Origin of the sequence: Pedobacter chitinilyticus, assembly GCF_003313385.1 — a bacterium.
GTDB classification, from domain to species: Bacteria; Bacteroidota; Bacteroidia; order Sphingobacteriales; family Sphingobacteriaceae; genus Pedobacter; species Pedobacter chitinilyticus.
Genome location: NZ_QMHN01000001.1, coordinates 1,555,494 through 1,567,501 on the forward strand (window position 1 = coordinate 1,555,494; position 12,008 = coordinate 1,567,501).

At 38.1% G+C, this 12,008-nt stretch carries 15 protein-coding genes; 7 read left to right on the forward strand and 8 right to left on the reverse strand.

Annotation, left to right across the window (positions count from 1 at the left end; all coding sequences use genetic code 11):
• The first annotated feature begins 5 nt into the window (after nucleotides 1–5).
• The 3 genes from DUT70_RS06460 to DUT70_RS06470 all read left to right on the forward strand — a co-directional run bounded on the left by DUT70_RS06460 (nucleotide 6) and on the right by DUT70_RS06470 (nucleotide 2,381).
• Nucleotides 6–500: a YdeI/OmpD-associated family protein gene (locus DUT70_RS06460; protein ID WP_113646431.1), complete on the forward strand. Its 495-nt coding sequence runs from the start codon at nucleotides 6–8 to the stop codon at nucleotides 498–500.
• 83 nt (nucleotides 501–583) lie between these two features.
• On the forward strand, nucleotides 584–1,651 hold the full coding sequence (locus DUT70_RS06465) for a sensor histidine kinase (RefSeq protein ID WP_128353318.1): 1,068 nt from the start codon (nucleotides 584–586) through the stop codon (nucleotides 1,649–1,651).
• Nucleotides 1,652–1,655: 4 nt separating this feature from the next.
• Nucleotides 1,656–2,381 (forward strand): LytR/AlgR family response regulator transcription factor, encoded by a 726-nt coding sequence (locus tag DUT70_RS06470; RefSeq protein WP_205529740.1) that lies wholly within the window; start codon nucleotides 1,656–1,658, stop codon nucleotides 2,379–2,381.
• A gap of 3 nt (nucleotides 2,382–2,384) precedes the next feature.
• Here DUT70_RS06470 and DUT70_RS06475 read toward each other — a convergent pair whose 3' ends face one another.
• From DUT70_RS06475 to DUT70_RS06485, 3 genes are all read right to left on the reverse strand, one after another.
• Complete coding sequence (locus tag DUT70_RS06475; protein WP_164881225.1) at nucleotides 2,385–3,197, reverse strand: phosphatase PAP2 family protein; 813 nt, start codon at nucleotides 3,195–3,197, stop codon at nucleotides 2,385–2,387.
• A gap of 262 nt (nucleotides 3,198–3,459) precedes the next feature.
• On the reverse strand, nucleotides 3,460–3,963 hold the full coding sequence (locus tag DUT70_RS06480; RefSeq protein ID WP_113646435.1) for a transposase: 504 nt from the start codon (nucleotides 3,961–3,963) through the stop codon (nucleotides 3,460–3,462).
• Nucleotide 3,964: 1 nt separating this feature from the next.
• On the reverse strand, nucleotides 3,965–4,429 hold the full coding sequence (locus DUT70_RS06485; RefSeq protein WP_113646436.1) for a MarR family winged helix-turn-helix transcriptional regulator: 465 nt from the start codon (nucleotides 4,427–4,429) through the stop codon (nucleotides 3,965–3,967).
• A gap of 168 nt (nucleotides 4,430–4,597) precedes the next feature.
• Between DUT70_RS06485 and DUT70_RS06490 the strand changes: the two genes are divergently transcribed.
• Entirely contained in the window at nucleotides 4,598–5,476 is an 879-nt protein-coding gene (locus tag DUT70_RS06490) for a LysR substrate-binding domain-containing protein (protein ID WP_113646437.1), read from the forward strand.
• Between the two features lie 87 nt (nucleotides 5,477–5,563).
• Entirely contained in the window at nucleotides 5,564–6,538 is a 975-nt protein-coding gene (locus tag DUT70_RS06495; RefSeq protein ID WP_113646438.1) for a YeiH family protein, read from the forward strand.
• A 5-nt stretch (nucleotides 6,539–6,543) separates the two neighbouring features.
• Here the strand turns inward: DUT70_RS06495 and DUT70_RS06500 are convergent, their stop codons facing one another.
• From DUT70_RS06500 to DUT70_RS06515, 4 genes are all read right to left on the reverse strand, one after another.
• Nucleotides 6,544–7,242 (reverse strand): hypothetical protein, encoded by a 699-nt coding sequence (locus DUT70_RS06500; RefSeq protein WP_113646439.1) that lies wholly within the window; start codon nucleotides 7,240–7,242, stop codon nucleotides 6,544–6,546.
• Nucleotides 7,243–7,285: 43 nt separating this feature from the next.
• Nucleotides 7,286–7,759 carry a DUF6265 family protein gene (locus DUT70_RS06505; protein WP_113646440.1) on the reverse strand — a complete coding sequence of 158 codons (474 nt, stop codon included), beginning with the start codon at nucleotides 7,757–7,759 and terminating at the stop codon, nucleotides 7,286–7,288.
• A 3-nt stretch (nucleotides 7,760–7,762) separates the two neighbouring features.
• Nucleotides 7,763–8,251 carry a VOC family protein gene (locus DUT70_RS06510; RefSeq protein ID WP_205529741.1) on the reverse strand — a complete coding sequence of 163 codons (489 nt, stop codon included), beginning with the start codon at nucleotides 8,249–8,251 and terminating at the stop codon, nucleotides 7,763–7,765.
• Between the two features lie 67 nt (nucleotides 8,252–8,318).
• On the reverse strand, nucleotides 8,319–9,140 hold the full coding sequence (locus DUT70_RS06515) for an AraC family transcriptional regulator (protein ID WP_113646441.1): 822 nt from the start codon (nucleotides 9,138–9,140) through the stop codon (nucleotides 8,319–8,321).
• Nucleotides 9,141–9,283: 143 nt separating this feature from the next.
• Between DUT70_RS06515 and DUT70_RS06520 the strand changes: the two genes are divergently transcribed.
• Nucleotides 9,284–9,835: a DUF6624 domain-containing protein gene (locus DUT70_RS06520; protein WP_113646442.1), complete on the forward strand. Its 552-nt coding sequence runs from the start codon at nucleotides 9,284–9,286 to the stop codon at nucleotides 9,833–9,835.
• A 17-nt stretch (nucleotides 9,836–9,852) separates the two neighbouring features.
• Here DUT70_RS06520 and DUT70_RS06525 read toward each other — a convergent pair whose 3' ends face one another.
• Nucleotides 9,853–10,488 (reverse strand): competence protein CoiA family protein, encoded by a 636-nt coding sequence (locus DUT70_RS06525; RefSeq protein WP_240432040.1) that lies wholly within the window; start codon nucleotides 10,486–10,488, stop codon nucleotides 9,853–9,855.
• A gap of 278 nt (nucleotides 10,489–10,766) precedes the next feature.
• On the opposite strand from DUT70_RS06525, the gene DUT70_RS06530 reads away from it, so the two are divergent.
• Nucleotides 10,767–12,008 (forward strand): immunoglobulin domain-containing protein (locus DUT70_RS06530; protein ID WP_205529742.1); only part of this gene is annotated, 1,242 nt, incomplete at its 3' end.

A 12,008-nucleotide genomic window follows, 5' to 3' on the forward strand; every position in this document is an offset into this window, starting at 1 on the left:
GGCAAATGAAAAGTCATACCTTTCAAGCTACGATAGAAATTATAGGGATTAATCCTTATGTACTAGTACCAGAAGCTATTTTAACCGAAATTTTCAGCCAAGCGGGCAAAGATAAAGGGCATATTCCAATTGCTGGAACCATCAATGGTTTGCCTTATCAACAAACTTTGGTAAAGTACAGCGGCCTTTGGCGACTGTATATTAACACCACAATGCTTAAGGATTCTCCCAAACGCATTGGCGAAAGCATTGAGGCATCCATTTGGTTTGACTCCTCGGATAGAAGCATCCAACCACATCCAAAGCTAACGGAAGCATTAGCGAATGATACAGAGGCTCGGTCTGTATTTGACCAGCTTAGCCCTTCTATGCAAAAGGAAATTGTACGGTATATTGCTAACTTGAAAACCGAGGAAAGTATCCAAAGGAACGTAGAAAAAGCAATTGGCTTTTTATTGGGGAAAGGTTCGTTTATTGGGAGGCAAAACATTGGCAATTGACGAAATAAAACCAATGTAATTTTATTATCATTGTAGCCGTTAATTGAACAGTAACAAATCACACTCGTAAAACAGCTACAATTTTGACTGTAAAAAATCATCAGTTTAATAAATTCAATAACCTATTTTTTCTCCTTTGGATCATGATTACAGCGTTGCTTTGGGCGCTAGATGATTCAGAATATCCTTGGGTAATACAAAAAGTACTCTCTGGCGTTTCTTTAATCGTAGCCTTATGCAGTACTACTTATTTTTTGTGCAATTATATATTACCGAAGGAAATTCATAGAAATAGAATACTCATCATTTTCATACAGTTGGTGCTGTTGTGTTTTGTACAGGCCTTTCTACTTTGGATATTTCAAGAGGGTATTGTGCTACTGGAAGCTCGTCATATCTTACCTATTTCGCAATTCACTCACGAACGAGAAACTTTTTTGGTGACTTTAAGCAATTCAGTTCCAGCTACCATTTTAGTTAACCTAGGTTTTGGAGGATTAAAGTTCTACTATGAGCATGGCAAACTATACCAGCAGCATTTAAACTTACAAAAAGCACATTTAGAAACTCAACTGCAGTCCTTGCAATCTAAAATTACGCCGCATTTCATGTTCAATGTCCTTAACCATATTCACATACAAATCCAAAAGGACACTGACTTGGCATCTTCACTTCTTCTTAAATATTCGGATATCCTCCGTTATCAACTGTATGGTGTTGATAAGGAAATGGTAAATTTGAATGAGGAAATTGCCTTTATGGACAATTACATAGAGGTTGAAAAATACCGATGGGTAAATACATTAGAGGTTACTCATCAATGGGATATACAAAATGGCAAAACTAAAATACTGCCTCTTCTATTTATCATATTTATAGAAAATGCCTTTAAGCATGTGGGTCGTTCTGTGGCACAAAATGGATATATCCATATCCAATTAAAGCAATACGATCACGAAATGATCCTAGAAGTCCGCAACTCCAAAGCTTCCGCCAACAAGCAACCCAAAAACAGTTCTGGAATGGGCTTAAAAAATGCGAAACAACGCTTAGCACTGTTATATGCAAATCAATATGAGCTGGCTATTAACGAAACAGATGATACTTATCAAATAACACTCAGCATAGTCATTGGGAATGAACAATCTTAATAAAATGAAAACTCAGCCCCTAAAATGTCTGATTGTAGATGATGAATTAGGAGCTGTAGAAGGAATTAAACTATATATAGAGAAATTAGATTTTCTGGAAGTGACACAAGTCAGTTTTTCGGCTATTGAAGCTCATCATGTGCTAAAAAATGAGAAGATAGACTTAATGTTCTTAGACATCAATATGCCTGATTTAACAGGTCTTGAATTCCTTGAATCGCTAAATGATCCTCCTTTGACCATTATGACAACAGCTTATTCGGAACACGCTTTAGATGGCTTTAGGCTTAATGTGATTGATTATTTATTAAAGCCTATTGGTTTTCAACGATTCTTTCAAGCAGTCCAAAAAGCCAAAAGTGCCTACACTTCTCAGCTTACACAAGAAGTTAAGACTTTAAAGGAGGAGGATATTTACATTAAACAAGGAGATACTTTTATCCGTATTGTTTGGTCGGATATCCTGTATGTGGAGGCCATGCAGAACTACGTCAAAATTCATTTGCAGGATAAAACACATCTTGTCCATCAATCTATGAATGCCACTGTTGAAATGCTACCCAATAGCGTTTTCTTCAGAATTCATAAATCTTATCTGGTTAACTTATTCCATATTAACAGTATTAATGGCGGGCGAGTATATGTGAAAAACTACGAACTGCCTTTATCAAAATATCGCCGCGAAGAGCTATTCGACACCGTTGTTAATAAAAAGCTTTTAAGCAAATAACCGCTACCATTTATACGATAACGACAATACGTACTGGTTTTTAGCAATAGAAGGCAACACCACCAACTGCTTCACTTTTCCATTATTTCCAAATAGCTGATGCATTTTAGGAAGTAACAGGCAAGCAATTTCCACACTCATGATACCAATACCTGCCCCTGCTACCACATCGCTAAACCAATGCTTTTTGTTCACCATCCTTAATGCGCCTGTAGTGGTGGCTGCCAGATAGCCTCCAATCCCAATCCAAGGGTTTTGGTTACCATATTCTTTAAATAAAAGATGTGCACCTACAAATGCCGTAGCCGTGTGCCCCGATGGGAATGATTTCGTATTGGAACCATCAGGACGTTTGATGCCAATGGCATGTTTCATTGTTTGTACTACTGTAGCTGTCAACAAGTAAGCGCTAGCCATCAACAACGTTCTGTCTCCAAAACTGTGTTTTGCTTTTACTCCCAGTAAATCCAGTGCATAAACATTTACGGCTGGTGCATATTGAAGGTAATCATCTAAAGTAATACGGTGATGGATAGATTGACCAAGGTTACGGTGTAAACTGCGATCCAATTCTTTAAGCGGCGCAACGAATTGTGTAGCGATGCCATACCCTATAAAAACCGCTGGGATCATAAATTGCTGAGCACTGCTTTTATCTCGCTTAATATTAAACTTAGCAATATTTGGCAAATTGAATCCACACGTTTCATCCAATATTGATGTACTATTGGTATCTGTAACATGGGTTATCGAGTCTATTTGGGCCAATGCAATAAAATGCGTAAAACTGAATATCATCAGCATCATTGTCTTCATATCTGTAGCTGTCATTAAGTGTTGACAGGCACAAATTTGAAGGGCTAGACACGCGTTATCGAAGATTATTGACGACTGGACGACTTGAAGTGATCAAAGGACATTAGCCTAGGCTAAATAGGTTAGCCTAGTTTTCCCTACTTTTTTATAACCATAGTATGGAGCGTTGAATCATAACTAAAAAAGCTATGAAAGAAAGAAACGAATATCTCCATAAACAAAAAAGATGCTGAACGTCGGACACGTTAAGAAGTGTCATCGTTTATGCACGCATTCCAAACACTTTAATGCACAAGGGGATAAAACCACAGGAAATGGCGATATATAGGGCAACTCTAATATAATTTAATGTTTGCCAAAGTGAAGTTCGATCGACCAAATCTTTTGAAAACATTTGCGTTGCTGCTATTTTTTGAAAATCAATAATATTTGACGCAAAAAATGCCAAAGTCCAGGCCCTCACAGCAAAGTGTGCGATCATCAAAATGATTAACCAATTACGAACCGGATCAATTTTCCAGCAAAAAACTAGCGCTAGGATAAACGTTATTTCATGAACAGAATGAAAAATGATCCAAAAGACTTTAAGGCTTGCTCCATTTCCATCGAGCAACAATTTAAAATGATCTGGAGGTGATGAAACCCATTTAGGGACAAACACAAGTGTTTCAAAAATTTGTGCCCCATTCATTAAAAAATAAATGAGCGTACTTATACAAAGCCATATTTCGGCTCTGTTTACATAGTTTGAGGTTAGGCTTTCCATTTTATTTTTGATTTAATTGGTCTGCAGTTTCTTTCATGATTACTGTCGCTTCTGTAAAGTAGCGCTTAATCGTTTCTATTTCTTGTTCCGAAAAGGTTTCTAGTAATCCTATAGTTTTCTGTTGTAGATCATCAAAGAATGGCTTTAATAGGTTCATGCTATTTTCTACATTTGGAACCACCACCACCTTTCTCCTATCAGACTTTACAAATTGTCTTTGCACAAGATTCTTTTCCTCCAAACGATCTATCAACCCTGTAACAGCACCTGTAGTTAAACCAGTAAGCTTCGAGATATCTCCAGCCGTGATGGACTTGTGCTGCAATATCAGTCCCAAGTACTTGTGGTCTGCCCCTGAAAGCCCTGCTTTACGAGCTATAGCCTCATGCATAAATATGGAGGCATCAGAATATTGCTTACTTGCCAACCTGAACAACAGCAACTTACTCTCTTTATTTTCTCTCATTAAATAAATATCTTAGTAACAAAGATAAATTAAAGATGCATCTATCCAATTTTTTTTTGAAAATTAAAAGTGGTTTGTGCCACGAATGATCATTGGCTAAGTTTAACAGAAAAGAGCATATTTGTATTAAATCAAAAAATTTGTGCCCGTTACCTAGCCCTTCTCAATATGTATGATTTTAGATTAAAGGTTTTTTATATCGTTGCCAAAAGGCTAAATTTCACTAAAGCAGCTGAAGAACTATTTATTTCACAACCCGCAGTCAGCAAACATATCCACGAAATTGAAGAGCATTATGGCATCAAGCTTTTTGATAGAAATGGGACCAAGATCAAACTCACCAAAGCAGGCACCATACTATTTGGACACGTTGAAAAGCTAACCGACATTTATAGAGACATTGACATGGATATTGCGGCAATTTCCAGCAATTCGAAAGGTTTGTTAAGAATAGGTGCCAGTACTACCGTGGCACAGTATTACCTTCCCAAATATATTGCTTCATTTAGGGAGCGGTTTCCTGATATCGAGATTGCTATGGTTTCGAACAACACCGAAGTGATAGAGAATCTGCTCATCGACAACAAAATAGACCTAGCCATTGTAGAAGGACAATCTAAAAGACAAAACCTACAGTACAACTGCATTGCCAAAGATGAAATTGTACTCTGCACAAGAGCTAACAACACAAACATTAAACCCACCATCAAACCCGAAGACCTCAAGAAACTACCGATGATTTTGCGAGAAGCGGGTTCTGGCTCCTTAGAAGTAATTGCCAATGCACTAAAAACAAAAGGCATCAATTTCTCCACGCTCCTTAAAGAAATAGAGTTACAAAGTACTGAAAGCATCAAAACCTATCTACTTCACTCTAACACCTTCGCTTTCCTTTCCATTCATGCTATTTTTCGTGAACTAAAGGAAAATGAGCTAAAAGTAATTGACATTAAAGGCTTGGAAATTGAACGTTGTTTCTACTTGGCCATCAACCAAGGCGACATGCACAGTCTGCAAGAACTTTTCTACAAACACATTTCATCATAACCTAAGGTTATTGGAGATTGCTATTAGTGATTTCCACGTCTAAGTTCTTCTACTGAACTTTGCTGCTATACAATCAACCTAACATGTATGCAAAGCAAATTATCTTTTAAAAGAAACTTCAGAAAAATATTGGATAGCAGTATCACCTTCAGGGAAGTTGTATTTATTGCACTTTTATTGTTATGCCTATCCTCTTTCGTTTCTCCTCCTCTCGCCCTACTTCTTGGCATTGTTACCGCACAATGGATAGGGCATCCTTACCTACACCTCAACCATAAAATCACGCATCTTTTGCTCCAATTCTCTGTGGTGGGCCTTGGATTTGGTATGAACGTTCATACCGCCCTAAAAGCGGGCAAAGAAGGCTTTACCTTTACCGTGATCTCGATTATTGGTACGTTGGCAATAGGATATTTTCTAGGTAAATCGTTAAAAATAGATCGAAAAACTTCACATCTCATTTCTGCTGGCACGGCCATTTGTGGTGGTAGTGCCATCGCGGCTATATCGCCTGTAATTAGAGCCCAAGAAAAGCAGGTAAGCGTGGCACTGGGAACCATTTTCATTCTCAATTCCTTGGCACTTTTTATTTTTCCTGTGGTCGGACATCTATTGCATCTCTCCCCCTCTCAGTTTGGGATATGGAGTGCCATCGCCATACAAGATACCAGTTCTGTAGTTGGCGCTGCCAGCAGATACGGAAACGAAGCTTTGCAAATTGCCACTACCGTAAAACTTACCCGAGCGCTTTGGATTATTCCCATTGCATTGCTCAGCACATGGTTATTTAAATCTAAAGGCACCAAAATAAAGATTCCTTATTTTATCGGGTTGTTTGTATTGGCCATTATAGGTAGCACTTACATCCCATTTATTAGCCAAATAGGAAATCACATTGTTTCCTTTTCCAAGATTGGATTAACGGTTACTTTATTCCTTATTGGCAGTGGACTATCCAAACAGGTGATTAGTACCGTGGGATTTAAACCCATATTACAAGGTGTTATCCTATGGATCGCTATTTCGGTAGGCGGTTTATGGGCGGTATTAACCCTGCTGTAGCATACCTAAAGTTTTAAACGTTGCTTAAAGGCTGGAGCCAAATAAGATGTGACTTCTTTGCTATTTAAATCAACTTCGAAAACCTCATAACCGCTATTGCGATAGTTCACAGTATCCGTAATCAGAAACTTAATTCCCCCAAAAATACCTTTATGGCTAACGATTTCATATTGATCAAGTGCATCCAAATTAAGTTTAAGCCCTTTCTTCTGTTCCTTTAATTTATCGCTAACCATTTTCAATAAACCTTTATGGTTAATAAATAACGCTTTACCTACTATTTTTCCAGTGGAAAGATCAAAACAATAAGCTTGTTGTGATTCAAAAGGAGAACCATACGATTGTATATTCACTGATAAGTTTAACAGATCTGCCCGATCATAAAACAGCTCATAATGCTCAAAACCGTAAGCGGCTTCACGTAACCTACTATCAAGCATTAATGCCATAAGGCTTTCTTTTTTTGCTTTTAACCTTTGTTCAGGCGTAGCCGAAAAATAGCTATTCATGATGGATTTGTTTCTTATCTTTTTGTAGATCTCCATCGAAATATTACTGTACTGATTTGCCAACTTAGGTTCCTCAAGCACGTAATATTGTTCTCCAATTTTTACCGAATCTTTAAGGATAATTAACTGTTGTGCTTTGGCTTGCCCTAACAGCAAAAGCATTAAAACAAAAGACATTGTAAAGCCTCTATTCATCGTTTTTGGTTTATATCCTGCTGTGGTACAAAATCTGTTCCAACTACCTTATCCTTTGCATGGGGAATGTTTGCTTACGTTGCTGTCCATTTTTCACACCAGAGATTTCGGCAACTAGACGGTCGTTGTCAATCTTGGTATAACTAATTATCTGAGGAAAATCGTGTTGAGGGTTTTCAAAAATCAAAGTCGTATCTGAAATCGTTTTTAAAGTAAAACGGACTGGTTGGCCACCATTTTGATTTGTGACGATAGGGATGTAAAATAATCCACCTTTTTCCTCTACCAAAAGTACACTTTCAAAAACCATTGTATCTCTCTCCTTCAACGCATAACTTTTTGCAAACAGTTCTTTATCGTTTACTTTGGCCCAAGTTTCGTAAATACTACCTCTAGAAGTTTTGTTTTCCCAAGTTCCAATTAGCCACGTTGCTTTTTTGATGGAATCCCTTATAGGCATCGCCCAACTACAGAAAACCACAATTACAATCACTACAAAAAACAATCTCGTTTTCATCACCTAATATGCTGAATGTAAACCTAATTTATTTCCCTCTGTATCCATAAACAAGGCAAAGAATCCCATTTCAGGACTAATTGCTGTTTTTGGTAGAATGACTTTACCCCCATTTTTCGATATCTTATCTAAAACAGGCTTTAAATCGTTACCAGCATTTAAATAAATTAATGCGCCACTTGTAGCCGGTTGATAATCTTTCCCGCTGGCTAACACTACATTTACCGTTTCTCCATGACTTGGAAACACACCCATTTTTACATCATCCATTTCCATTTCTTCTATTTTTATTCCTAAAATGGATTGATAAAAGGTAACCGCTCTAGAAAAGTCGGTCACAGGAATTTCTACAATTGAGATTAAATTTTCCATGCGATTTGCTTTTTGATTAACTGTCTTTTTATCTGATGCCGAACTGGAGCTGCTTTTATTGGTACAAGCAACAAATCCACTTACAAGCAACAGCGCAATCAGTGTTGTTTTTATTTTCATTCGTTTTTAATTTGATCAAGCAAAACTAAGGTGCCCGATTAAATCAAAATTGGATGAATGCGACAGTTTAATCTTTGGTGTAAAACATGGAAGAAAGCTGCATTTTATCACTTTCTAAAAAGTCTTTAGGGTTAAGACCTGTAAGTTCCTTAAAATCTCTGTTAAAATGCGCCTGGTCATAGTATTCACTATCATAGGCGATACGGGTAAGGTTTTCTGTTTTTTGATTAAGCAATAGTTTCAACGCAGCTTGCAGCCTAATAACTTTTCCTAATTGCTTTGGGCTTAAACCCACTTGCTTAAAGAATTTTCTTTCCAACTGTCTTCTTTTAGACAGATCATCTTTAACAATATCATTAATAGCCGTATTTCCTTTAGTTAATAATAATGCTTCAATAGTTGTTTTCACTACCTGATCAATCGTCGCTTTTTCATTAAACTTTTTTAAAAGAAAAGCTTCAACAACGGCTATTCGTTCTTCATCATCCACCGCTCGAATAATCTCTTGTTCTAATTTTTCAGCAAGTGTTTCACCAAATAGTTGCAGGATAGGTGTTTCTTTATCTGCCAGGTTTTTGATAGGCGTATTTACAAAGTTGGCGAAACCGAAAGGGTAAAATCTGACTGCAAAACAGCGGACATAACCAGTAGGCTGAATAATAAATGGTTCTGTAATTTGACCAACCACCATTGCTCGGGGTTGTATGATAAATTCATCTTCGGAAAGGTATCTTTTGATATTGTCTCCTAAAATAAAAATCATTTCTAGGCAACCATCGGGTACAATGCGTTGTTTTGCGGCTTGAGGTTCCAATGGAACTTCCAAAGTCCAATAACATTTAACTACCGAAGCCAAGTCGGCATGTGGTTCAAATGTTTGATAGATCACTGATTACTTATTTTTCTTTGTTGATTGATTATGTCCTTGTTATTACTCATCTCACTAACCCGTTTTAAATTAAAGATAGGAATTTTTATCGCTTAGCGATTTACAAGATAATGTTGTAAATTTCAAGCTTTAGCAGCAACAAAATGAATAAATCTATCGCCAACGAAATAATAGAAATGGCTCGTTATGATTTACAGGTACGAGAAGAACTTTTAAAAGCAGGAAAACTATCACCAGGTTACAATCCCGATATGGAACGCGTTCATCTGAAAAATGCAGCACGATTGGATGAGATCATCAATACCATAGGTTATCCCACACCATCAAAAGTTGGTAAAGAAGCTAGCGAAGCCGCATGGTTGATTGTACAACACGCCATTAGCAAACCTGCATTGATGAAAAAATGCTATGCGCTATTGTCAGAAGCTTCAGGTGATGTCAATCCGCAAAATCTTGCTTACCTGCACGACAGAATCTGTTATTTTGAAGGTAGGCCGCAAAAGTTCGGCACCCAGTTTGATGACCGAGGATTGTATCCTGTAGAAGATAAGGACGAAACCATACGGCTAAGGAAAGCATTACAATTGAGCACACATGATGAGGCCTTAATTATTGAAGCCAAAAACACACAAATAGATCTACATCCACACAATGAAGATTTTAACCTGTGGCGCAAGAAAGTTGGGTGGATCTAATAGAATAACAGCACAAGCTAACCCAAATAAGCTGCAATAAAATCCTTTCTGGGAATCATTTCCAAATAAGCATAAGCACCCGAAAGTTGGGGACGTTGTTTCAATCGATATAAGAAATAACCACCAAGATCAAAAATCATTGGACATTTAGCCTCGTACCAAACCTTGTGCGGATGTTTCCAAATAAAAGAGAAATAATGAGAAGTAAGCTTCAATCCAAATAATTCTGGATGACCAAGCGTAAGCAAACGGGGCTTGCCCCTTTCCAAATCTGCTTTACGAAACAAGGTGAGATTGGCCGTATGGGAAAATTCATAAGCTGCCAATCGATGATCATCTACGTCTGGCAGATGCTTTAGCACTTTAAACCCTTTAAACTTCTTTCCGTTTACCACCCATACTAGGTTAGGATAAAATGCCTCCCTACTTTGCAGTTCTTCTAGTGAAATTGGCGAATGTTGAAACTCGATAGTAGTACCACAAGGCGTATGCACATCTGCACGATGATGGCAGCTCTGTTCCTCACTGTAGAAGGTTTTTTCACGGAAGGAAGATGGAAAAGCAGCTTTCCATTCACGATGCCAAACACTCTCTCCGAAGGCATTCATTTTTTCCCCAGCCACTACTTCCTTTTCTACGATTGACTTAGCCATGAAACAAAACTAATAATCTCCATCCTGGTTTAAAAAATATTCTTATAAGTTTTAATATATGAGTATGGATGTGTAACTTGAACACAAAATACGCTCACAATCAAAACATTGCATTCAAATGAATGAATAGAGCGTACTTATTTATACGCTCAAATGCAGAAAAAGCTCATTCCCGCTTGTCTTTTAGAAATCATTTCGTTTCAAGTAAATCCCTGTTTACTGCATTTGGATACTTTACACTGTTCATTTAACCAAATATCACATTCTAAATTAATCACATGAAGCATCTCTATTTTTCATTAAAAATTCTAACGGTCGTCTTTATAGCAACTTTGCTCCTAGCAGGACAAGGAGCAAAGGCCCAAACTTTAGCCAGAGGCGATATTGCTTTTGTTAGGGTTAACGAATCGACCATTGATGGGTTTTCCTTCGTGGCACTGGTCGCCATTCCAGCAGGGACTCAAATATACTTTACCGACAATAGCTGGGGTAATACTGGATGGACTAACGCTGAAGCTCATTTCTTATACACCGCTCCAGCAGCAGGACTGAATCCTGGAACAGTAGTACATTGCGACGAAACAAGTGCTAATACATTTACCGTGACAGGTGGTGGAGGTACCTTGATATTCCAAGATACAGGTACTGGGGGATTTAGTATCGCTGGAGGTGATCAAATCATCGCTTACCAAAGCACTACAGGAGTAAAACCTGCTGTACCTAACTTCATTGCAGCCATCAATACAGATGATGGTGGCGGAGTTCAGATGTCTACCCCTCCTTACACTGTCTATGCAAACGACGCTACGGGCTGGGTAACTGATGCAAACTGGGCACTGTCTAGTGGCAGTTCTTCCCAAGGATCAACATTACCTAATGATCTTACTAATGGGACAGATGCAGTTGGCATGTTTCCACAATCAGGAGCTTATGTGAATAGTGAACAAGACAATATGCGTTATGATTGTAGCAAGGGAACAAATGGAACTAAAGCAGCGTTACTAGCGTTGATTAACAATCGTGCAAATTGGGTATTTAATGCAACTACTGATTTTCCTTCTAATACGGTATGTTCATTTACTGTAAGTAGTAGTGCGCCTACCATTACTAGCAACCCTTCTAATCGAACTATTTGCCTAAATGGTACTACGACTATGAGTGTTGTAGCTACTGGCTCACCTATCTACAAATGGCAAGTAAATACTGGCAGTGGTTTTACAGATATCACTGGAGCACCGTATTCCAATTTCACCACCAATACGTTAACCATTAGTAGTGCTACTGCTGCAATGAGTGGCTATCAATATCAATGTGTAGTGACTAACGTTGGCGGCAATGCCACTTCTGGCATCGCCACGCTTACAGTTAATTCGGTCATAGGAACAATTTCCAAAACAGATGTCTCCTGCAACGGCGGTGGTAATGGAACAGCTACCGTGGTCGCATCGGGAGGTACCACGCCATATACTTATTCATGGGCGCCTTCGGGTGGTACCAATGCTACGGCAACTGGTCTTACA

Excerpts from the sequence above, each read along its gene's own strand:
- DUT70_RS06490 (WP_113646437.1), top strand. The coding sequence starts at position 4,598 with ATGTATGATTTTAGATTAAAGGTTTTTTATATCGTTGCCAAAAGGCTA.
- DUT70_RS06460 (WP_113646431.1), top strand. The coding sequence starts at position 6 with ATGAAAAGTCATACCTTTCAAGCTACGATAGAAATTATAGGGATTAAT.
- DUT70_RS06525 (WP_240432040.1), bottom strand. The coding sequence starts at position 10,488 with ATGGCTAAGTCAATCGTAGAAAAGGAAGTAGTGGCTGGGGAAAAAATG.
- DUT70_RS06510 (WP_205529741.1), bottom strand. The coding sequence starts at position 8,251 with ATGAAAATAAAAACAACACTGATTGCGCTGTTGCTTGTAAGTGGATTT.
- DUT70_RS06520 (WP_113646442.1), top strand. The coding sequence starts at position 9,284 with ATGAATAAATCTATCGCCAACGAAATAATAGAAATGGCTCGTTATGAT.
- DUT70_RS06505 (WP_113646440.1), bottom strand. The coding sequence starts at position 7,759 with ATGAAAACGAGATTGTTTTTTGTAGTGATTGTAATTGTGGTTTTCTGT.
- DUT70_RS06500 (WP_113646439.1), bottom strand. The coding sequence starts at position 7,242 with ATGAATAGAGGCTTTACAATGTCTTTTGTTTTAATGCTTTTGCTGTTA.
- DUT70_RS06485 (WP_113646436.1), bottom strand. The coding sequence starts at position 4,429 with ATGAGAGAAAATAAAGAGAGTAAGTTGCTGTTGTTCAGGTTGGCAAGT.
- DUT70_RS06495 (WP_113646438.1), top strand. The coding sequence starts at position 5,564 with ATGCAAAGCAAATTATCTTTTAAAAGAAACTTCAGAAAAATATTGGAT.
- DUT70_RS06480 (WP_113646435.1), bottom strand. The coding sequence starts at position 3,963 with ATGGAAAGCCTAACCTCAAACTATGTAAACAGAGCCGAAATATGGCTT.
- DUT70_RS06470 (WP_205529740.1), top strand. The coding sequence starts at position 1,656 with ATGAAAACTCAGCCCCTAAAATGTCTGATTGTAGATGATGAATTAGGA.
- DUT70_RS06475 (WP_164881225.1), bottom strand. The coding sequence starts at position 3,197 with ATGAAGACAATGATGCTGATGATATTCAGTTTTACGCATTTTATTGCA.